Source organism: Blastopirellula retiformator, assembly GCF_007859755.1.
GTDB classification, from domain to species: domain Bacteria; phylum Planctomycetota; class Planctomycetia; order Pirellulales; family Pirellulaceae; genus Blastopirellula; species Blastopirellula retiformator.
Genome location: NZ_SJPF01000002.1, coordinates 560,076 through 581,062 on the forward strand (window position 1 = coordinate 560,076; position 20,987 = coordinate 581,062).

General features: G+C 60.0%; 15 protein-coding genes and 1 tRNA gene. 7 read left to right on the forward strand and 9 right to left on the reverse strand.

Annotation, left to right across the window (positions count from 1 at the left end; all coding sequences use genetic code 11):
- Positions 1-90 precede the first annotated feature (90 nt).
- The 4 genes from Enr8_RS09630 (at position 91) to Enr8_RS09645 (ending at position 4,380) form a co-directional block, all read left to right on the forward strand.
- The gene (locus Enr8_RS09630; RefSeq protein WP_222434835.1) at positions 91-1,824 is read left to right on the forward strand and encodes a sodium-dependent bicarbonate transport family permease; all 1,734 of its coding nucleotides are present in this window, start codon (positions 91-93) and stop codon (positions 1,822-1,824) included.
- 102 nt (positions 1,825-1,926) lie between these two features.
- Positions 1,927-2,256: a P-II family nitrogen regulator gene (locus Enr8_RS09635; RefSeq protein WP_146430865.1), complete on the forward strand. Its 330-nt coding sequence runs from the start codon at positions 1,927-1,929 to the stop codon at positions 2,254-2,256.
- Between the two features lie 113 nt (positions 2,257-2,369).
- Positions 2,370-3,242: a carbonic anhydrase gene (locus tag Enr8_RS09640; protein WP_146430868.1), complete on the forward strand. Its 873-nt coding sequence runs from the start codon at positions 2,370-2,372 to the stop codon at positions 3,240-3,242.
- A 196-nt stretch (positions 3,243-3,438) separates the two neighbouring features.
- The gene (locus Enr8_RS09645) at positions 3,439-4,380 is read left to right on the forward strand and encodes an FAD:protein FMN transferase (RefSeq protein WP_146430871.1); all 942 of its coding nucleotides are present in this window, start codon (positions 3,439-3,441) and stop codon (positions 4,378-4,380) included.
- Between the two features lie 57 nt (positions 4,381-4,437).
- Here the strand turns inward: Enr8_RS09645 and Enr8_RS09650 are convergent, their stop codons facing one another.
- Positions 4,438-6,051 carry a M20/M25/M40 family metallo-hydrolase gene (locus tag Enr8_RS09650; protein WP_146430873.1) on the reverse strand — a complete coding sequence of 538 codons (1,614 nt, stop codon included), beginning with the start codon at positions 6,049-6,051 and terminating at the stop codon, positions 4,438-4,440.
- Between the two features lie 266 nt (positions 6,052-6,317).
- Between Enr8_RS09650 and Enr8_RS09655 the strand changes: the two genes are divergently transcribed.
- A tRNA-Ser gene (locus Enr8_RS09655) sits at positions 6,318-6,407 on the forward strand.
- A gap of 344 nt (positions 6,408-6,751) precedes the next feature.
- Here the strand turns inward: Enr8_RS09655 and Enr8_RS09660 are convergent.
- On the reverse strand, positions 6,752-8,032 hold the full coding sequence (locus Enr8_RS09660; protein ID WP_146430876.1) for a DUF1552 domain-containing protein: 1,281 nt from the start codon (positions 8,030-8,032) through the stop codon (positions 6,752-6,754).
- A gap of 64 nt (positions 8,033-8,096) precedes the next feature.
- Positions 8,097-10,496: a DUF1592 domain-containing protein gene (locus Enr8_RS09665; RefSeq protein ID WP_146430879.1), complete on the reverse strand. Its 2,400-nt coding sequence runs from the start codon at positions 10,494-10,496 to the stop codon at positions 8,097-8,099.
- Between the two features lie 256 nt (positions 10,497-10,752).
- On the opposite strand from Enr8_RS09665, the gene Enr8_RS09670 reads away from it, so the two are divergent.
- On the forward strand, positions 10,753-11,202 hold the full coding sequence (locus tag Enr8_RS09670) for a hypothetical protein (RefSeq protein WP_146430882.1): 450 nt from the start codon (positions 10,753-10,755) through the stop codon (positions 11,200-11,202).
- A gap of 340 nt (positions 11,203-11,542) precedes the next feature.
- Here Enr8_RS09670 and Enr8_RS09675 read toward each other — a convergent pair whose 3' ends face one another.
- Positions 11,543-12,706, reverse strand: a complete 1,164-nt coding sequence (locus tag Enr8_RS09675; RefSeq protein ID WP_146430885.1) for a zinc-binding metallopeptidase family protein — start codon at positions 12,704-12,706, stop codon at positions 11,543-11,545.
- A 361-nt stretch (positions 12,707-13,067) separates the two neighbouring features.
- On the opposite strand from Enr8_RS09675, the gene Enr8_RS09680 reads away from it, so the two are divergent.
- Positions 13,068-15,662, forward strand: coding sequence for an alpha/beta hydrolase-fold protein (locus Enr8_RS09680; protein WP_146430887.1), 2,595 nt, complete (start codon positions 13,068-13,070; stop codon positions 15,660-15,662).
- 5 nt (positions 15,663-15,667) lie between these two features.
- On the opposite strand, the gene Enr8_RS09685 is transcribed toward Enr8_RS09680, so the two are convergent.
- The 5 genes from Enr8_RS09685 to Enr8_RS09705 are packed head-to-tail and all read right to left on the reverse strand — an operon-like array spanning position 15,668 to position 20,947.
- Positions 15,668-16,447: a DUF1295 domain-containing protein gene (locus tag Enr8_RS09685; protein WP_246120022.1), complete on the reverse strand. Its 780-nt coding sequence runs from the start codon at positions 16,445-16,447 to the stop codon at positions 15,668-15,670.
- Complete coding sequence (locus Enr8_RS09690; RefSeq protein WP_246120023.1) at positions 16,432-17,559, reverse strand: SAM-dependent methyltransferase; 1,128 nt, start codon at positions 17,557-17,559, stop codon at positions 16,432-16,434. Before Enr8_RS09690 ends, Enr8_RS09685 begins: the two co-directional genes overlap by 16 nt.
- On the reverse strand, positions 17,484-18,761 hold the full coding sequence (locus tag Enr8_RS09695; RefSeq protein ID WP_146430889.1) for an SAM-dependent methyltransferase: 1,278 nt from the start codon (positions 18,759-18,761) through the stop codon (positions 17,484-17,486). Before Enr8_RS09695 ends, Enr8_RS09690 begins: the two co-directional genes overlap by 76 nt.
- 18 nt (positions 18,762-18,779) lie before the next feature.
- Positions 18,780-19,622, reverse strand: coding sequence for a DUF1365 domain-containing protein (locus Enr8_RS09700; protein ID WP_222434837.1), 843 nt, complete (start codon positions 19,620-19,622; stop codon positions 18,780-18,782).
- The gene (locus Enr8_RS09705) at positions 19,619-20,947 is read right to left on the reverse strand and encodes an NAD(P)/FAD-dependent oxidoreductase (protein WP_146430891.1); all 1,329 of its coding nucleotides are present in this window, start codon (positions 20,945-20,947) and stop codon (positions 19,619-19,621) included. The genes Enr8_RS09700 and Enr8_RS09705 overlap by 4 nt, the downstream gene beginning before the upstream one ends.
- Positions 20,948-20,987: the final 40 nt, after the last annotated feature.

The following is a 20,987-nucleotide window of genomic DNA, read 5'->3' on the forward strand; positions in this document are numbered from 1 at the left end:
TGAAGTATGCAAGAGCTGAATAACCGCTCTGCGAATCGTGCAACTGCCGGCCGGCGCCGGTGGTGGAAAGCCGCCTGCCTGGCGATTGTCTTGACGACCGTTGGTCAGTGCGTGTTCTGGACGACAGGCGCCGCCACCGCGCAAGAGGGCGAAGCGACCGCCGTGTCGCAGGTCATCTTGGGACAAGCGCTGGTCAAGGAAGCGAAGGCGGCCCCGGTGAGCAAGTCAAAGTCGTCCGACGAACTGAAAACCCGACCGATCGGTACGAAGGTCTTCAAGACGATCGTCGAAGTTGAAGATCCGTCGGCAGTGAAAGCGGGCGACCTGGTCGACGTTTCGCTGGTTACCATCGGCGGCGATCACGCCCACGTCGAGAAGATCCTGAAGAAGGTAGTCGTGCACTCGGTCGAACCGGCTCGCGGCGAACAGCCCGAACCCGCCAAGCCGGCCGAAGAAGGCGCAGGAGAAGCGGAAGACGCGGTCGCCGAACATGGCGAGCCTGAACTTTACCCGACCCTGGTCGTCGGCTTGCAGCTCGACAGCTCGAAACTGGAAAAGATTCGGACCGCCGATCACCAAGGGGCGCTGCGTTTGACGCCGTTTATCGACCACTCGAACGACGGCATCGTTCAATCGATCGTGCACAACTTCGTCTCGAACTTGTTTCAGCCGCTGTTGCTCTTCTTCTTCATGGGCTTCGCCATTCCGCTGCTGCATGTTCCCTTTGAATTTCCGAAAGCTTTGTACCAGAGCTTGACCATTTATCTGTTGGTTGCGATCGGCTGGCACGGCGGCGAGCTGATGGCGGCCCTGGCGACTTCGGAACTGGCGGTTGCTGGCGGATTGGCCGTAGTGGGGTTCATCGTGAACGCGTTCATCGGAGTCGCAGCAACCTGGATCCTGCGAACAACAACCCCGATGCGCCGGATCGATGCGGTGACCGTCGGTTCCTATTATGGCTCGGACTCGGCAGGTACGTTTGTGACCTGCCTGGGCATTCTCGCCACCCTGGGCATCTTGGCCGACAGCTATATGCCGGTCATGCTGGCCGTGATGGAAATCCCCGGCTGCCTGGTCGGCCTGTTTCTGATCTCGCGTTTGCGTCGCCAGGGCATGGATCCTTCGGGCAACATGCCCGGCGAACCGGGCTATCATGACTCGGTCGGCAAAGATTCGCTGGACGACGATTCGTCCGATCCGTACGCTCATGACGACTCGCAGAAGCTCGTGCCCAAATCGGTCGGAGCGGCTGCGGCTGCCGGCGCCCATGAAGACGGCGGCATCTTGAGCCCGAAGATCTTGCACGAGGTCTTCCTGAACCCCGGCCTGTTCATGTTGTTCGGCGGTTTGATCGTCGGCTTCATCAGCGGTCGCCAGGCGCTTGTCGATCCGCATGTCGTCGAAGGCCCGAACAACTTTTTCGTGATGATGTTCAAAGGGGCTCTCTGCTTGTTCCTGTTAGAAATGGGCATCACCGCTTGCCGCCGTCTGCAAGATCTGAAGTCGGCGGGGATCGGGTTCATTGTGTTTGGTTTACTGGCGCCTAACCTGTTCGCCCTGATCGGCATCGTGGCGCTGCACGGATACAGCATGGCGTTGGGCCATCACTTCCACTTGGGGACGTACGCCTTGATGGCGGTGCTTTGCGGAGCCGCATCCTATATCGCCGTTCCGGCGGTGCAGCGGATTGCGATTCCCGAAGCCAGCCCGACGTTGCCGCTGGCGGCTTCGCTCGGTCTGACGTTTACTTGGAACGTGACGTTGGGCATCCCGATCTACATCGAGCTCGCGAAGTTTGTGACTGAATCGTTGCCGGTCACCTAGGCCCAGTTGAAATCAGCGGAGGTACGTCGGTCGTTATTTGATGCCCGCGAATAGGCCGACGGCCTCCCTTTCCTACACCAACGCTCATTTGGAGTCATTCCTGTGTTCACCACCAAAAATGCAAGACGCGTCACCATTGTGATGGACGCCGCTCTTCAGAGCCTGATGCTCGACAAAATTTCGGAGTTGGGAGTTCGCTACTACAGCATCATCAAATGCCATGGCCAGGGACATCACGCCGTCACCGGCGACCTGTACGGTGGCGACGGGCTGCTGCGAGTCGAGATCATCACCTCCAACGACGTCGGGGCGAAGATCCTCGACTGGATCCATGCCGCTCAGTTCGCCCAGTTGAGCCAATACGCCTTGTTCGCCTTCGCCGACTACGTCGAAGTCGATGAGCGGGACCAGTCGTTCCGCGGCGATCGCTAACCAGCTCAAACGATCAACCAACCGCCTGTGCAGCGAGCGCTGACTCGCCCCACAGGCGCCGCCAACCGATCCACACTTCGCAGCGACTGCGTTCTCCCTTAGGATTGCGTCACGTGACTACCGGCTTCGCCTACAATCCGAACCTCAAGTATTTGCACAGCACGCCCATGGAACGCCCAGCTGACGCCGCCGCCGCTCAAACTGCCCTGGAACGAGGCAACCTCGCTTTCCGCAACTGGATCGCCAGCGCCTATACCGCACAAGAAACGCCCGATCAGCTCGATCCGGCCCAGCGCCGCACCAAGCTCGAAACCGATTTCCCCACCGGCCAGGTTCCCAAGCAAGCGCCGTTCGCCATCGTCTGCGGCTGCTCCGACGCCCGCGTGCCGGTGTCGCAACTCTTCAGCCGTTCCGTCAACGATCTGTTTGAAGTTCGTACCGCCGGACAGGCGATGGGGGACGAATGCCTCGGGAGCGTGGAGTATTCCCTTTCGCACATGTCGTCGGTCAAAACGGTCGTTGTGCTGGGACATAGCGGCTGCGGCGCGGTCACTGCGACGGTCGACTCGTTCCTGCAAACTTGGGGGATGAACCTGGGGCTGTCGTCGGTCGGTCTGCGCAGCATCTTGCAGCGCATTCATCCCGCGGTCTCGCTCGCCGCCCAGTCGATTCAATCGTCGACGATGGGCATCGATTTCCGCCGCGACGCCGATCACAAGAGGTTGATCGACGTCGCCACGATGCTCAACGCCGCCGGATCAGCGCACCAACTGCGATTGCTGGTCAACAGTCTCGGTCGAACCGACGTCAGCGTCTTATTTGGCGTCTACGACATTGCGTCTCACGCCGTCGTTCGCCCTCCGGTTGGCGCGATTGACGGACAGAAGTGGACAGAGGGGCTGGCGAAAGCCCCCGACGCCGATGACCCGATCGATACGCTGGCTGAAGTCTGCGTTTCGGCCTCCGACCCGCAACAAATTGTTTGACGGCTTGCGAGGATTCCAGCCCCTCGCAGACCGTTGTTGCGTAACCCGCATCGAGTCCCCCTACCTTCTCGATGCGGGTTCTTTTTTTCTTGAACACGCGGGAATTTAGGGCTCCGACTTCAATCTCAGGCGATCACCCAGGCGGAAGGTATAATAGGACCAAACGCCTTTTGCCCTCCCCCCGCTTGAGTTGCTGATGATTCGCTCCGCGTTGCTTGTCGCCCCGATCCTCGTCTTCTTACTGCGCATCGCCGCAGCCGAGCCGAGCGCATCGTGGCAGCGGTACGAAAGCGTTCGTCCGCTGATGGGCACCGTGGTCAAAATCGTCGCCTACGCCCCGTCACAGGCGAAAGCGGAAGAGGCGATCAACGCCGCCTTCGCCGAGATGCAGCGGCAGAACGGCATTCTCAGCGATTACGAGGCCAAGTCAGAGGTCACCCAGCTAAGCCAAGCGAGCCCCGGCAAGCGGCAGATTGGCCCTGAACTGTGGGACGTCCTGTTCTACTCCGAGCAGGTCAGTCAGGCGACCGATGGCGCCTTCGACGTCACGATCGGCCCGCTTACCAAAGCATGGCGGCGGATGCGCCGCCGGAAGGAAATCGACCGAGAAGCCATCGCCGAACTGCTGCCGGCCGTTGGCTATCAGAAGCTACTACTCGATCCCGCCATGCACACGGCCGAGCTGACCGCCGCCAACATGCGGATCGATCTGGGCGGAGTCGCCAAGGGCGCCATCATTGACGCGGGATTGCGCACGTTGGCCAAACATGGCTTGCAGCAAGCGCTGGTCGACGCCGGCGGAGACATGGCGATTGGCGACGCGCCTCCTTCAGCGGCCGGCTGGAAGATTTCGGTCGCTCAGTCGAAACAACCGGGCGCCGAGGTGATGCTGGTGGAGCTGGCCAACTGCGGCGTCGCGACCTCGGGCGACGCCTATCAGTTTGTCCAGATTGACGGCAAGCGCTATTCGCACATTCTCAATCCGCAGACTGGTTACGGCGTCACGACCAGTAGCACGGTCACCGTCTTCGCCCCCACCGCGATGCAGGCCGATGCGTGGGCTTCCGCCATTAGCGTCATGGGAGCGACCAACGGTTTTCCCCATTCATGCGGCAGGCCGATCATGCCGCGGCGGTGACGACCCTAGACCAAGGAAAACTAAACGTCAAAAAGACGCCGAACCTGGATGCCTGGATTACTGCTCACTAGAAGCCGGGTTTTCCCGAGCGGGGTTCTTTTCTACGGCCGACTCCTCTGCGGCCAGTTCTTCCGGCATCTCGCCAATGCCAAGAATCCCATGCAGCTTCGTCGTGTCGACTTCGATCGTATGCAAACGCCCCTGACGCTCGACCACCAAACGTAGCGGCTTGGCAAAGTCAGTCACGAGGCCAAAGAACTGATTTCCGTCTTGGAACTGCTGGCCGTTCGCCTCATAGACGCGATCGCCAACCAGCAGCCCCGAAGAGGCCGCCAGCGATCCCGGCACGACCGCGGTCAAAAAGACCAGGTCGCGGTTCGCTTCGTCGCTGCGCCAGCGAATGCCGAGCGGCGACGGCTTTTCGTTCAGCGTCAGCGGCAACTCCAGCGACGCTTCCTCCCCTTCCCGTTCGACCGTGATCGTCGTGTCGTTGGGGGCGGCTTGGACGTTGATTAGGAACTGTTCGATATCGTTAACCGGCAGCCCAGCGAATTTGACAATCTTGTCGCCGTTGCGGACGCCCGCCTGGTAAGCGGGCAAACCAGGGGTCGACTCTTTGATGATCAGGCCGTCGCTGATCTCGGAATCGGTCGCCCAGCGAATCCCCAGTCGCGTGCGACGTCCCGTGTAGGCGCTTTCAAACTGGCGCCGCTGCGACGGTCCTTCGCGTCGGGCGGCGTCGCGGAAGCTGCGCGGCAATTCTTCGTTGCTCAGCAGCCAAATCAGCTGAAACGCCATCCGCGCGACCGACTCGACGCCGTCGTACGAGATGAACTCGACGTCGTCCTGGGGTCGGTGGTATTGATCGTGCAGTCCGGTGTGAAGCATCACGTACGGGAAGCTTCGCTCGAAGAACGGGTGGTGATCGCTATTCGCTTTCACTTCCCACTGGAAATCCAGGGCCAGTTGCGTCCCTTCGTTCGCGCTGGTGATCAGCCGGCGCAACCCGTGCGAGGTTCGGCCTCCGGAGACTTCGACGCGTCCTTTCCGCAGCCGCCCAATCATGTCGAGGTTGATGTAGAACTTGACCCGCGCCAAGTCGATCGTTGGGTGCTGCAGCCAATGCTTTGACCCCAGCAGCCCCTTCTCTTCGCCGTCCCAAAAGACGAACAAGACGCTCCGCTGCGGCGGTTCAGCCAGCTTCGAGAACGCCTCGACGACTTCCAGCAAGCCGGAAGTCCCGCTGGCGTTGTCGTCCGCCCCGTTGTGGATGTATCCGGTTGGGCCAAAGCTGTTGGTCGAATTCCCATAACCGACATGGTCATAATGGGCGCCGACGACGATCACCTGCTCGGCCAGCTCTGGATTCTTGCCCGGCAGCATCGCCAGGATGTTGCGGTACTCGCTGCCAAACCATTGGAAGTAGGTTCCGTTGTCGCCGGCCGGCTTCAGGCCGTGGTCCTTCAGGAACTCCACGAGATAGTTGCCGGCTGCCCGACCGCCGCGGCTCCCCGCCTCGCGACCCTCGAAAGAATCGTCGGCCAGCATATCGAGATGTTTCTGGATCTCGCCGCTTTGGATCGAATTAACCGCTTCTCCCAGGCTCGCCTCCCCGGCGGACGCCAAGGAAGAACAGACGAAAAGCACGAAAATCGAGGACAGGCGAGTCATTCAGACAGCTCCGCGGGCAGGGCGAATATCGAGCCCACCACGATCGCCGGAAGATTTTTCGACAAACCGGGGGCTGTTGAAGGGATCGAGAGTTCGCCGCCAAAACGCCAGATTTACGCTGGTTTGCCGCGATTTTCTCTCCCAATCGCAGGAATCTATGCCGATTAGTCCGACAATTCCACCCCCAAACCTCGAACCAGGCCACCGATTTCTGCGTCTCCCCATTGCCGAAACCGAAGGCAAAAGTTAACCTGTTCGTTCCCCAAGGAGAGATGGCAGAGTGGTCGAATGCGCCGGTTTGCTAAACCGGTGAACGGTGTAAAACCGTTCCACGGGTTCGAATCCCGTTCTCTCCGCTCGATTGAAAAGCCGTCAACGTAAGTCGTTGGCGGCTTTTTCTTTGCGCCGATGGAAATTCATTTGTCTCCGTTACTGGGACAAGTAAACGTCACATCCCTCTCCTGTTTGGTAGGTTCGCGACCGCATAGCCCTCGGCGTCCATCTTCGTCTGCGTGACGATCTCCCAGACGGTCGTCCTAACGGCGAAAGCCAAGTCCCCAAAATACTGCGATGTCGCAACTATAAAGCGCCCCAAGACTAGCAGCCTATTGAAAAATGCCATCGTGGCATTTTTCAACCTCGCCAGGCTCAGAGCGTAGCTCTTCGCGGCTCGCAGTCCGTTGAGAAAATCAACGGACTGCTAACCCTGCTTTGCCGATAGCCCGGCGAGCGTTGTGCCGCCGCTGGCGAACTGGTCGACTTCGATCTGCAGGTGCTGCAGTTGGCTGACGAACAGGTTGCACAGGGGGGGCGGATTTTTGGGGTCGAAGGCGAGATGCTGGCCATGCTGGAAGCGTCCGCCGGCGGCGATGATCGGCAGGTTCGAGTTGTCGTGGCTCGACGCATTGCCGAGGTTCGACCCTAGCACGATCGACGTTTGATCGAGCAGCGTGACGTCTCCCTCTTGGACGTCGTCCAACTTCTGCAGCAATTCGGCGAACAGGCGCATCTCTTCCAGTTCGATGATCGCCAGCATCTTGATCTTCTCTTCGTCGCGTCCGTGGTGGCTGAGGTTGTGCCAGCCATCTTCGACGCCGTCGAGCGCGACGACGCCATTGTCGCCGGCGCCAGACAAGGTGATCAGCCGGGTCGAATCGGTCTGAAACGCGAGAAAGATCATATCGTACATCAACTGCATCCGGGCGGTCAGTTCCGACCGATCGGCGATATCCTCCGGCGGTTTGCGATCGACGACCGGCTTTGGCTTGTCGATCCAATCTTCGGCGTTCCGCAGACCTTGCTCCAAATCGCGAATGCTGCTCAGGTACTGGTCGAGGGTTTGACCATCCTGCTTTCCCAGATCGCGGGCCACGCTCTTGGTCTGATCCATGACCAGGTCCATGATGCTTTGCCCGTTTTGCACGCGCTGCAGTTGGGTCGCCCGCTCGGCCGCGGTGCCGGCCAAGAAGAGCTTGGCGAACAACCGGGAGGGGCGACTTTCGCACGGGATCGAAACGCCGGCTCGCGTCCAGGACATGCTCGTCCCGTTCAGCCCCAAGGCAAGCGACGGAAAGCGGGTCGCCCGGCCGATAAACTCGGCGGCGTATTGATCGACCGAGATCGTGTTTTGAAAACCAGGGCGTCCCGGGTGCGCGGCGCCGGTCAAAAACGATTTCTCAGCGCTGTGCCCGCCGTTGACGTCAGGATGACTGAGCCCCGAGATGACGGTAAATTTGTCGCGAACCGCCTGCAGCGGCTCGAGGTAGGGGGACGGCTTGTAGTCGGCGCCTTCTCCTTCCGGAAAGAAATAGGGCCCGTAATAACCGAGGGGCGAGCAGATCGACAGCATCCGGCGAATGTCGCCGCGGGGCTGTTCCGGTTCGCTCGCTTTGGCTTTACCAACGCCTAGGCTCGCCAGCAACGGCAGTCCAATGGCTACGCCGGAAGACTGCAAGAATCGTCTACGGTGGATCGCCTTCATTACGTTTCTCTCTTTCGTCAAGCGGCAGGTGAATGGTTGGGGCGCTGTTGCAGCTTGCGCGGTCCTAGGGGTTCGGGGTCGGAGACAGAAACAAATCGCTGGTGACGATCGCTTGGATCATCGACTTCAAACCGTAGTCGTGCGACTCGGTGCTCTGCACGATTTCCTCAATCTGCCGCCGATCGGCGAACGTCACCGGGCGTCCGCCGCCATAAACCAACAGCTTGGTGGCGATCGCTCGGGCAATCTGCGGGCGCCGGTCCGCCATCAGTTCGCGAAACTCGGCAAACCCGGCGAACTCTTGCCCATCGGGCAGCGTGCCGGCAGTTTGCAGATCTTGACCAATGCGGTAAGAGACCTTGCCGGGCAGCTTCTTCCCTTCGCCAATCGAACGGTACCACTGCCGCTCACCGCCGATGACGTCGAATTTTTCCAGGGCAAATCCGATCGGATCGATCCGCCGATGGCAGCTGGCGCACATGGCGTCCTGGCGGTGCAGCGCGAGTTGCTCGTGAATCGTCGTCGCCCCGCGAATGTCGGGCTCAACGGCCGGCACCTTCGGTGGCGGCGGCGGAGACGGGCAACCGAGAATGTTATCCAACACCCAGACGCCACGGGTGACTGGTGAGGTCGACGTGCCGTTGGCGGTCACCTTCAAGACGCTCGCTTGCGTCAGGACGCCGCCGCGAAGCGAATCGGCCGGCAAGCCGACTTTGCGATACTGTTCGTTACCGCGGACTTGTTCAATTCCATAGTGCCGAGCCAACCGCTCGTTCACAATCGTCCAGTCGGCGTCGACAAAGTTGATGACGCTCAAGTCTTCTTTCAGCACCTGCTGAAAGAACCGCCGCGTCTCTTCGACCATCGCCTGCTGCAACAGGAAATCAAATTCCGGATAGAGTTTCGAGTCGGGCGTGGTGAACTCAATGTCGTCCAGGTCGAGCCACCGCCCCGTAAAGTCAGTCACAAAGCGTTCGATCCGTGGATCGGCGATCATTCGCTCGACTTGACCGTTTAGCACCTGCTTGTCACGCAGCTTGCCTGCGGCCGCCAAATCCAACAGCTCTTGGTCAGGCGCCGTTGACCACAGAAAGTACGAAAGCTTCGACGCGATGTCGTAGTCGTCTAGCTGCTCTGATCGCTCCAGCAACAAAAACTGCGGCGAGCACAAGACGGCCGTCACGCCAGTGCGGACGGCATCTTCAAACGACTGGCCGCTACGATGACACTGCAAGGCCAGTTCAACGTAAGGCTCGACTGTCTCTGCGTCGACCGGCCGGCGAAACGCCTTGGGCAGGACGTTGGTCAAGATCCGCCGAATGTCTTCCTCGGGGTGATCCGATTCAACGCGGCACGACTTGACCCCTTTGCGATGGCGCATCCAAACTGGCTGGTCTTCGACCAAGTGTAGGCTGTCCACGTCACCAAACAACTGCCGCTGTGCCTGGGAAGGAAAATCTTGATCAAGCGGCCCGTACGTCTCCGCCCACGCGACGGCGATACCAGGACGCTTCTCATGTTTGTCGCGCCACGTGACATGCTCGGGCCAGATCTGCGGCAAGATGTGAACGGTATCGCCCGCTTTCATGGCGGTCGTAAACTCGATCACCCGCGGCTTATCGGAGGTCCCGGTCACGTCGTAGACGCCGATCAACTTGCGCGTCGTCGAACCAAACAGACTGCCGACGTAGAGCGAAACCGAGAGCGTCCGATCGCCCGCCTGATAAGGCCACAAGGCGACGCGGCAGCGATAAACGCCATCCTCAATTGGATGAGCCGGATCGATCCGGGCAGGCGGCCAACCGGGGGTGAATTTGACGAACGAGCCTTCCGCTTCCAGCGTCCCACCTTTCGCCTTCTTGACCGAATCGACGTTCTCCTTCACCTCCATCAATTCGATATGCCGCGTCTCGGGCTCCAGCGGACGAATGCGACGGATTGTGGCGTCGAAGGCGACGTTGGCCGCTTCCAAGTATTGTTCTAGCAGCACCGAAGAGATGCTCAGCCCGGCCGCCCCTTTGTCAAAGCCTTGCGCGTCGCCATCCTCGGGCAACAGATCGGCCAGCGGTTGGTCGATCCCCAGCAGATCGCAGACGGTATGCTCGTACTCTTTCCGGTTCAATCGTCGCGTCGCCGGTCCCACGGCTTTGGCTGGTCGGGCGACGCTGGCCACGATGTCGTCGATGGCGGACCGAACTGTCGCGGCCGCCGGCTGCGTTTCTTCGGGCGGGGGCATCTCGCCATTTTCGAGCGCCGTGACGATTCGCCGCCAGGTGTCGAGCGTCGCCGGCGTCGTCTCGTGCAGCGTCAGCTGATCGAACCGCAAATCGCCTTCCTGGGCATCCTCTCCATGACAACTGGTGCAATGGCTTGTGAGAAACTGCCGGACGTCTAAACCTGCGGCCCAGGCTGCTTCGATCCCAACGAAAAAGGCTAGAATTGCAATGACAATTCGATGCGACAAGGGGTTTCTCCAAGACGGGGGCGAACCGGTGACGGCAACCTACCATTCTACCTGGGAAACTCGCCAGCCGCCAAACTCGATTTGTGGGCGAAGGATCCGCCACTGCAGCTCCACCTTTCTTTTCGGTATCCCTGCCGCCGATACCAGCGTGATCGAGTGCGTCAGGTAAACTGAAAGAGAGGGTCCGACCGCCGTTGTGACGCGTGCCCCCTGCCCGCCAAGTTTTTCACGCCGATTTGAGAAAGGGAGGTGTCCGATGTCTTCCAAACCTGTCAAAGAGATCCTGGATCAAATACGCTCGGCCCATCGCCAGGTGATGAAGTCGTGCCGCAAGCTTCGCACCGCCGAGCCGGACTCGCGGATGCAGCTCCTCTTCGAGTTTATCGAGCGGCACGAAGAGGAGTTCAACATCGCCGTGCGGCATTTTGAAAAAGACGCCGGCGGAAACGGACAGCTGGAGACCTGGCTGCAGTTCACCTCGGAAGAGGACATCAACGAAAATCTGCAACAGATCGAATTGACCGCCGACATGTCGGCGGAAGAAATCGTCGGGCAAGTCCTGGCGTTCGCCGACAAGTTGATCGCCACCTATCGCGATCTCGCCGCGACAACATCGTCACCCCAATTGCAGGAACTGTTCCAAGACCTGGTTCAATTTGAGGAAGACAAACAAAAACAGTACGCCAAGATGATGCAAGACTGGTAACTTGTCGTTTGCTCCGCAAGCGGTCGACAGGCCATCCACGCCCAAAATGCCGCGCGCGAAGCGAGGATTCATGATAATTCGCTGGCGGCGCTATAGTTTTGAGACATATTATTAAGGGGTGCGTTATTCTCCGCCAATCGGGCGGCAGCGTGACCGATTGCGGATCTCTTTCCCCTTGCCAGGTTCCCTATAAACGCGTTGCGAGAGTTTGGCCTCAGCGCTCCGCTCGGAGCGACGATCGCGCGTCGTTCTGATCGCCCCCCCAACAACCGTACCTATCACTACTCCCGGGCATCGCAGTCATAGCATGGCGCTCGTCTGTTTGCGTAGCCTCGTATCGCTAGATCAGCGACGTTCCGCCGCGGGCATCCTTGACGAGCAAATGAATAAAGTGAATTTTGCGGACCACCGAGCGCGACATCACAAATGGGTAGAAGTCTTGCTGCCCCATGCTGCGGGCCAGTTCGTTAATGACCGTCGTCAGTTGCACCCACGAGTTGATCAGCAGGATCACCCGCTTGGCGTCTTCGTCCTTCGGGTCGTACAGGTCGTCGACCGTAAACGGCTCGACCGCCTGCTCGACTTCTTCTCCCCGTAGCCCAAAGCGAAGCGCCGTGTCGAGGCTATCGACCACATGCAGATAGTGGGCCCAACATTCGGCCCAATCTTCCCAGGGATGGACCGACGCGTAAGAGCTAATAAACCGATTGGCCCAGTCGGCGGGAGGACCATGTTCGTAATTGCGCTTCAGAGCGGCGGCGTAGTCCGCGCGCTCATCGCCAAATACTTCGCGAAACTTCTTGTGCCACTCGGTCTTGTCGACCAGGCGATCCCAATAGTAATGACCGATCTCGTGGCGAAAGTGACCGAGCAGCGTGCGATACGGCTCGCGCATCTCGTGCCGCGTCTTCTCGCGAATCGAGTCGTTCGCCTCTTCGATGTTCAGCGTGATTAAGCCATTGGCATGCCCGGTCATCACCCGCGGGCCTCCCTCCGGCGAACGGAGAAAGTCGAACATCACTCCACGCTCTGGGTCTTCGCTCACTTTTGAGACGACCGGCAACCCCAATTGCAGCAGCTGCGCGACCAGGCGACGTTTGGCGTTCTCGATCTTTCGCCACCATTGCCCATTCTCGTCAATGTCGAGACCGGGAATCGTGTTATTCAGCCGGCACGAGCGGCACAACGGCTCCTCTTCTTCGGCAGGAACCAGCCAATTGCAGCCGGCCGGCGAGTGGAAGTTCTCGCACCGTTTCCAGAGGGCGCCTTCCTCTTCCTGGCCAGCGACCACCCAGGCGTCTTTCTCGTCGGCCGGGGTCATCGCCAACACCTGCAACAGATCGGGCTGAAAGCCGAGCGGCGTCTTACAGCCCAGGCAAAAGCTGTTGTAGAAATATACCGGCCGCTGGCAGCGGCACCGATAGGCGTTGCGGCGACCGGTCGGCTCGTCCGACTTCCACGACTCGATGAGACGCCGCGTGATCGCCTCGAAGATTTCCAACATTGCGAGTCGCTTTCCTTGCCGGCGAGACGAATAATCCGAATGCGGCGTCAATTATAGAGCGGCAAGGTTTCGCCACCAATCGATTTTGGAGGGGACCTTTTCTGATCGGCCGGGCGACCCTGTCCCGGCCCGTTTTTCAATTTACGGCGGCGAAATCGGCACTCCCGCTCGCGGAAGCTGGCGAAAATCGCCTTGGCCAGACTCCAGCAGTCGCACCGGCGATTTGGTTCAGTTAGACTGTAACGCCACCAAACCCATTTCCCCCCGCCCTGCACCGTTTGCCGGCCAGCTTTGCTCTCCCCGCCTGCGGCCGCACTGGTGCATTGCCCCCGTACACGATCACGACATTCGGAGTCGCCTCATGCACCGTTCCGTTTTCTGTTGGATTCTCGCTTGCCTGGCCTTGGCGCCGGCTCTGACTCCGGCGCTGGCCGAAGAGCACCCGGACCGCGTCGTTCAGCCCGGCGTGCCAAAGGGAAAGCTGACTTCCGGTACGTTCACCGACAGCAAGCTCTTCCCCGGCACGGTCCGCGACTATCAAGTCTATGTGCCGGCCCAATACGACGGCAGCCAGTCTGCTTCTTTGCTGGTTTGCATGGATGGCCTCGGGTTCGCCAGTGCGAAAGGCGCCTATCGCGTGCCGACGATTCTGGACAACCTGATTCACAAGAAAGAGCTGCCGGTCACGATCGCCGTCTTCGTCAATCCTGGCAAGATTCCCGCCACCATCCCCGGCGGCCAAACCCTCAGCAATCGCTCGTACGAGTACGACTCGCTTGGCGATCGCTACGCTACCTTTCTGATTGACGAGTTCCTGCCGGTCGCGCTGAAAGACTTGAAGGTCACCACCGATCCGGCGCAGCGGGCCGTTTGCGGCGGTTCGTCAGGCGGCATCTGCGCGTTCACGGTCGCCTGGGAGCGTCCCGATCAGTTCGGCAAGGTCCTCAGCAATATCGGCAGCTATACCAACATCCGCGGCGGCTGGGCCTATCCCGGTTTGATCCGCCAGACGAAGGACAACCCGAAGCCGATCAAGGTTTACCTGCAAGACGGGGTCGACGACCTCAGCAACCTGCACGGCAGTTGGCCGCTGGGCAATCATGACATGGCCGCCGCCCTGCAGTTTGCCGGCTACCCCTACAAGCTGGTCTTTACCGAAGGGGGTCACAGCGGCAAGTGGGCCGGCGAAGTGCTGCCAGAGGCGCTGAAGTGGCTGTGGGATGAAAATGCCGAGTCGACCAACGTGCCGATCGTCAACACCAAGCCAAAGTGGGAACCCCACCCCGACGCCGTCGTGCAAGAGGGCGTGCCGCAAGGTACCGTCCACCAGATGGAGCCATGGGAATCGAAGATCTTCCCCGGCACGATCCGCGATTGGTCGATCTACGTGCCGGCGCAGTACAAGGCCGATCAGCCCGCGGCGCTGATGGTCTTTCAGGATGGCGAAAGGATGCGCGACGTCAAAGGACGTTGGCGCGTCCCGACCGTCTATGACAACCTGATTGCTCGTGGAGACATGCCCCCGACGATCGCCATCTTTATCAACCCCGGTCAAGACAAGACTAAGGAGCCGAGGAGAGGGAAATTCTCGAACCGTGGTTACGAGTACGACAGTCTCGGCGACCGCTACGTTCGCTTCCTGACCGAAGAGATCCTGCCCGAGGTTCGCAAGCAATACAACATCACCGACGATCCCAATCTGCACGCGATTGGCGGGTCGAGCTCGGGCGCCATCTGTGCGTTTACCTCGGCCTGGGAGCGGCCCGACGTTTTCCGTAAGGTTTATTCCAGCGTCGGCAGCTTCACCAACCTGCGCGGCGGCAACATCTACCCCGCCCTGGTTCGCAAGACCGAGCCGAAACCGATTCGCGTTTACATGGCCGATACCAGCGGCGACGTCGACAACGCCTTCGGCAGTTGGCCGTGGGCCAATCAGCGGATGTCGTCGGCGCTCAAGTACATGGGCTACGACCATCGTTTCGACTGGGCTGAAGGGTATGCGCATAATTCCGATTTCGGCGGCGCCCGCTTCCCTGAGGCGATGAAATGGCTCTGGCGCGACGAAACGCACGTGCCGCAGATCAATACCAAGGACGACCTGCGCAGCGACTACACGCTGCTCACGTTGCTTGTGCCTGGCGAAGACTGGGAACTGGTCGCTGAGGATCTCGGCTTTGCCGACGCCCTGTGTGCCGACGATGCTGGCAATCTGTACTACTGCGACATGAAGGCCCCGGCGATCGTCCGCATCAACGCGGCCGACGGCTCGAAGACCGAAATCGCCAAGGAGTCGGTCAGCGGGCTTGAGTTCAGTCCCGATCAGACCGTTTTGTACGGCTGCCAAGGCTCGAAGAACCGGGTGATCTCGATCAATGTGAAAAGCGGCGAGATCAAGACGGTCGCCGAAGGGGTCAAACCGAACGACCTGGCGGTCACCAAGGACGGCTTCATCCTGATCACCGAAACGGGCGCCCATCAGGTTACCCGCATCGATCCAAAGACAGGCGAAGTGACGCCGGCCGACGTCGGCATCGCCAAGCCCAACGGGATCGCGCTGACCAACGATCGCGGTACGCTGGCCGTTTCCGACTACGGCGGCGACCATACGTGGACCTTCCGCGTTAACCCGGGCGGCGTTCTGGACGCCAAACAATCGACGATGCCGATGCGGCTGCCGATTGATCCCCAGGGAGAGTTTCGCTTCAATCAGCCGCCGCCGTACGTCGCCGCGGCGAAGGGGGACGGCATGGCGATCGACAAGGCGGGCCGCTATTACGTCACCAGCGCGCTGGGCGTCCAGGTCTTTGATCCAACTTGCCGGCCGTGCGGCGTGCTGCCAAAGGTTGACCCCGATCAACCGCTGACCACCTGCATGCTGGCGGGCGAAGATCACAGCACGCTGTTCATCGCCCACGGCAAGAATATCTATCGCCGCAAGTTGTCGATCGAGAAGTAGGTCGCCTACTTCTCTTGCGGCATTCCAGGAAAGAATGCATTGGTCCGGGCGACATAATCTGCGTAGCCCGGCTTTTTTTGCGATAGCGACTTCTCGAGCAAAGTCACGCCGGAGACCTTCATCAAGAAGACCGACATCGCCGCCGGTCCAACCGCCGTCCACCATGGCGCGCCATGTGCGAGTGCGACCAGGTAAAGGCCCCACCAAACCAGAAAGTCGCCAAAGTAATTTGGATGACGCGTATATCGCCACAGGCCGCGATCGAGCACCGCGTTCTCATCTGCGCGAGTCGCGCGAAAGTGGGCCAGTTGCCAATCGCCGACCGCTTCAAAGAAAACGCCCGTCGCCCAGACGGCGGTCCCCAAGATCGCTAGCCAAATCATCGGCGGCGCTTCCGTCGCGATTCCGGCCTGAATCGGTAGCGAAACGACCCACATCACAAAGCCTTGCAGCGCGAAGACCGTCACCAGACTTACCCAGGGAAACGCGGCGCCCCAGTGATCGCGCATCTCACGATAACGGTAGTCCTCTTCCTTGCCATGGTTCCGCCAGGCGAGATAGCCGCTCAGCCGCACGCCCCACAAGGTCGTCAGTAGGGGCAATAGAAGGCTCGCGTGCTGGCTCACCCCAAACGACGTCCAGCTGATCAGGACAAACCCCAAGCCCCACGCCACATCGACGACGCTGGCGTCCTTGCGCCATAAGCTAACCACCCAGACAAGCGTCATGAACCCGGCGATGACGCTTGCCGAGCTGAGGAAGACTTCGCTCAATTCTGTGGACATCGTTGAAACAGATAATGAGAAACGAACCACTGCTGGCCGCCGGCGTAGGCGAACAGCTCTTCACACGCGATAAAGAACATCCGCCAGCGGTTGTGCCAGCGATTCGCCTCGTCGGCCCCATACGTTTGCTCAAAGACCTGCCGAAGTTCGCGTCGCGCCGCATCTTGATTCCGCAGCCACGCCCGGCAGGTTTTCGCATAGTGAGTTCCTTCCCAGATCCAATGCGACTGCAGGTCTAAAGGCGATCCGCAGTTCGGCAACAGATCGACGCTCGGCATCATGCCGCCGGAGAAGAAATAGCGGCCCATCCAGTTCCGTTCTCCTTCGGACTGGAACAGGTAGGGGGCCTCGTTCTGGCAAAAAATATGGACGAACAACTTTCCGCCAGGCCGCAGCCAGGTGTCGATCCGCCGCATCAACTCACGATGGTTCCGCATATGCTCAAACATCTCGACCGACACGACCCGGTCAAATGTCCCGCTGGTCGCAAACTCGTTCATATCGGCGGTGATGACGGTCAGGTTCGTCAGTCCCCGTTCTTTGGCCTGCGCCTGAATGAATTCTCGCTGCGAGTTGGAGTTGGAAACCGACGTGATTCGGCTCTGCGGATAATGCTCGGCCATCCACAGCGACAGCGAGCCCCAGCCGCATCCCAGCTCTAGCACATCTAACCCGTTGACCAGTTCGGCGTGCTCGCAGGTGATCCGCAGGGCATTCTCTTCCGCTTCGTCCAACGTGCGGGTCTGCGGCGTCCAGTAGCAACAGCTGTACTTCAGCCGGGCGCCGAGCGCCTTCTTAAAGAACGCGGCCGGCACCTCATAGTGCTGCTCGTTCGCCTTTTGCGGCACAACGGCGATCGGCGCCGCTTGAGCGGCGCGAATGAAGTTCTCCAGCGCATGCTCGTCGTGACGATCGCCGCGCTGCCGCATCCCTTGCTTCAGCAAACTACGAACGCCAAACCGAATGAGCGCATCGGGCAAACGGCCATTCTCGGCCGCACCCAACAGCAGTCCAAACCAGGAAACGCGCCGATCTTCTAATAGTTCGGCTTGTCCCAGGCAATCTGGACAACTCTCACCGCTTTCTCGCGAAACGCCGCTTCGCAATAACACAGGTAGTACTCCCACATTCGGATGAAACGATCGTCAAAGCCAAGCCGCTTCACTTCGTCAATTGAATCGAAAAACCGCTCTCGCCAATGCCGTAAGGTCGTCGCATAGTGGGGCGAAATGTCTTCTACGCAGTCGAGACGCAAGTTGGACGTCCGCCCAATCGAGGCCTGCATCGCCGCAACCGACGGCAGAAAGCCCCCAGGAAAGATGTACGCCTGGATAAAATCGATGCCGCGGCGATACGCGTCGTACCGCTCTTCCGGCATCACGATCGCCTGCAATACCAACCGTCCGCCCGGCTTCAACAGTCGGGCACACTGGCGGAAGTAGTCGTCCAGGTATTTCTCGCCGACCGCTTCGACCATTTCGATCGAGACGATCTTGTCGTATTGCCCTTCCAGGTCACGATAGTCGGCGCTGAGCAGCTGAATCTGATCGGCGACGCCGGCCGCTTGAAATCGTTCTTGCGACTTCTCGTATTGCATTTGCGAGATCGTCGTCGTGGTGATGTCGCGGACGCCGCGCTCGGCGGCATGCAGCGCGAAACCGCCCCAGCCGGCGCCAATCTCCAGCAACCGATCGCTCGGCTGCAGGTCAAGCTTGTCGGCGATCCGCCGCAACTTGGCCACCGAGGCCTCCTCCAATGTCATCGCTTCGTGTTCAAAGATGGCGGACGAATACATCCAGGTATCGTCCAGGAACAGCGAGAAGAACTCGTTACTCAGATCATAGTGAGCGGCGATATGGCGGCGACTGCCATCCCGAGTGTTACCGTCGAAGAAGCTCAGCACGCGTCGCGCCAGTTTCGCTACCGACGCCAAGCCCGAGTCGGCGTCGTTGGTCCTTTCCATGTTCCGACATAAGATCTGCAATAGCGCCGTCAGGTCGTCGCTGCGCCATTCTCCCTGCAGATACGACTCGGCGATGCCGACGCTACCGCCGGTCGCCAGGCGAGAGAAGAAACGATCGTCACTGACCGTCCAGGCGGCCTGCAGTTGATCAGGCGTCCGCTCTCCACAGTCCAACGTGCGGCTGGCGTCGGCGTATCGGATCTCTCCACCGACCACTTCTTCCAGCCACCGCAACAATTTCCGCCGCGACAGTTGCTGCAACCAGGTTCGGCGCACCGTCGCCATCGGCCGAGCTTCGGCGGCGATCGGGTCGGCTTGCGGATCAGAAGCGAGGAGCGTACTAGATGTCATCGATGTTCCTTCGTGGCGTTACGTCGAAAGCGAATCTGCGGCGGTTTCGGGGTGAGTCGACTCAGCGGCGGCTTGAGGGTGGGGATGGTAGGGAACCTTCTTCCACCAGAGGCGCAGCGCCTGCCAGTAGATCGCGGCCAACATTTGCGCCGACATGAGGGGAAACCAGAGGACCGTCTTCAAAACGTTCGGCAAGCTTAGCGCGCGTCGCGAAAGGCCCAGCGTTGCGTCAAACGCCTTTTCATCCCCTTGCATGTTTTCCAGGTGAACCGTCAGGCGATCCTCGGGCCGCGAGACTCGCCAGCGATATTCCATCTCCATCGGCATGAAGGGAGAAACGTGAAAATCCTTCGGGTTGGCGAAGCGTCCGATCCGTCCTTCGCCCGCAAACGGAATCACATAGCTATACCGCTCGCCCCAGGGCGTGTTGGTCACTTCGGCGACGATGGCGCGTAGGTTTTCCTCGGCGTCATAGCAGTAAAACAGCGAGATCGGATTGAAGACGATTCCCAGGCAGCGAATCTGCGTCAGCAGGCGGATCGGTCCATCCAGCGCCAGGCCCAGTTTCTCGTGAACCAAGTCACGCACGCACTCGGCCAACGGCCGGTCCGCTGCCCCGAGGTAGTCGGACCGACAGAAGCGAAACAAGCTGTACGGCTGCGTTGACCAGAGTAACGGAAAGCGAAAAACCGAGTCGACCTCGTCCAAATCGATCGAAAACAAGAACAGAGGTCGACGAAATTGATGCGGAATCGGCGTGAAACGACGATGACGCACGGCGCCGACATACAGACAGGAGGCCCGCTCGCGATTGTCCTGCGACCGATCCGTGGCGCGCCTGGTCGCTACTTTTTGAATCACGCCCCTTCTCCCGCCAGCGAGGTTTCGGCGTGGTGCGGGCCATGCAGCGGTTGCAGGGACGCCGGCTTGCGCGGTCCCAGCGACCAGTCCCCGATCGCAAATCGCCGACAGACGGCTAGTGCGCTGACCACCCCATCCTCATGAAAACCATTTCGCCAATAGGCGCCGCAATACGACGTCCGCCGATGGCGGATCAGTTGCGGATGACGCCTCTGCACCTCGGCGCGACGCGTCGTGAACAACGGATGGGAGTAGTTGAATCGGGCGATCACCTTCGCCGGATCGATCGCCGCCTCTTCGTTCAGCGTCACGCAATACGTATGCTGCGAGTCGATGTTCTGCAGCAGGTTCATGTTGTAGGTCAGCGTCGGTCGCGAGTCGTCCTGCGCCGGCAAATGATAGTTCCAACTGGCCCACGCGCGGCGACTTTTTGGCAAGACCGACGTATCGGTATGCAAGCAGGCCCGACTGGCGAAGTAAGGAAACGCGGAGAGCATTTCTCGTTCGACATCGTCGGCATCGGCCAGCAACTTGAGCGCTTGATCGGCATGACAGGCGAAGACCACCTCGTCAAAACGCTCGCTCCCATCGGCATGCACCACCAACACGTCGTCGGCCGATCGTCGCACCGATTGAACCGGACAGCTCAATCGGAACTGCGAGCGGAACGGCGCGACCAGTCGATCGACGTATTGCTGCGATCCCCCTTGAATCACCCGCCAGGTCGGACGGTCGGTCAAACTCAGCAGTCCATGGTTCACATAGAACTCGAGAATGAACCGAATCGGAAACTGTGCGAAGTCCCCCAGTGGACAAGACCAGATCGCGGCGCCCATTGGCAGCAGGTACTTCTGGGCGAATTGCTGCGAGTACCCCTTTTCGACCAGGTACTCGCCCACCGTTTGCTCGGCCGGCACGGACAACAGATCTCGCTCGCCGTCCCGATTGAACCGCAAGATATCGGCCAGCATCCGCAGAAAGCGAGGGCGAAACAGGTTGGACCGCTGAGCGAAGACGCCGTCGAGCGATCCGCCGTTGTACTCCAGCCCGGTCTGGTCGCAGCGGACGCTGAAGCTCATCGTCGTCGGGGCGGTTGCGACCTCGAGATCGGCCAAGATCCGAGTGAAATTCGGATAGGTCCGCTCGTTGTAAACGATAAATCCGGCGTCGATCGGCCAGGTTTCCCCCTGCCAGTGGGCGGTAACCGTATTGGTGTGTCCCCCAATCCGATCGGCGGCCTCAAGAATGACGACTTCATGCTCGTAAGAGAGCAAACGAGCGGCAATGAGGCCAGAGATTCCTGACCCGATTACGGCAATTCGCATGTCTCTCTCCCGCAGTTACGTATTCCTGACGTCTAGATCG

Excerpts from the sequence above, each read along its gene's own strand:
- Enr8_RS09645 (WP_146430871.1), top strand. The coding sequence starts at position 3,439 with ATGATTCGCTCCGCGTTGCTTGTCGCCCCGATCCTCGTCTTCTTACTG.
- Enr8_RS09650 (WP_146430873.1), bottom strand. The coding sequence starts at position 6,051 with ATGACTCGCCTGTCCTCGATTTTCGTGCTTTTCGTCTGTTCTTCCTTG.
- Enr8_RS09660 (WP_146430876.1), bottom strand. The coding sequence starts at position 8,032 with ATGAAGGCGATCCACCGTAGACGATTCTTGCAGTCTTCCGGCGTAGCC.
- Enr8_RS09670 (WP_146430882.1), top strand. The coding sequence starts at position 10,753 with ATGTCTTCCAAACCTGTCAAAGAGATCCTGGATCAAATACGCTCGGCC.
- Enr8_RS09675 (WP_146430885.1), bottom strand. The coding sequence starts at position 12,706 with ATGTTGGAAATCTTCGAGGCGATCACGCGGCGTCTCATCGAGTCGTGG.
- Enr8_RS09680 (WP_146430887.1), top strand. The coding sequence starts at position 13,068 with ATGCACCGTTCCGTTTTCTGTTGGATTCTCGCTTGCCTGGCCTTGGCG.
- Enr8_RS09685 (WP_246120022.1), bottom strand. The coding sequence starts at position 16,447 with ATGTCCACAGAATTGAGCGAAGTCTTCCTCAGCTCGGCAAGCGTCATC.
- Enr8_RS09695 (WP_146430889.1), bottom strand. The coding sequence starts at position 18,761 with ATGACATCTAGTACGCTCCTCGCTTCTGATCCGCAAGCCGACCCGATC.
- Enr8_RS09705 (WP_146430891.1), bottom strand. The coding sequence starts at position 20,947 with ATGCGAATTGCCGTAATCGGGTCAGGAATCTCTGGCCTCATTGCCGCT.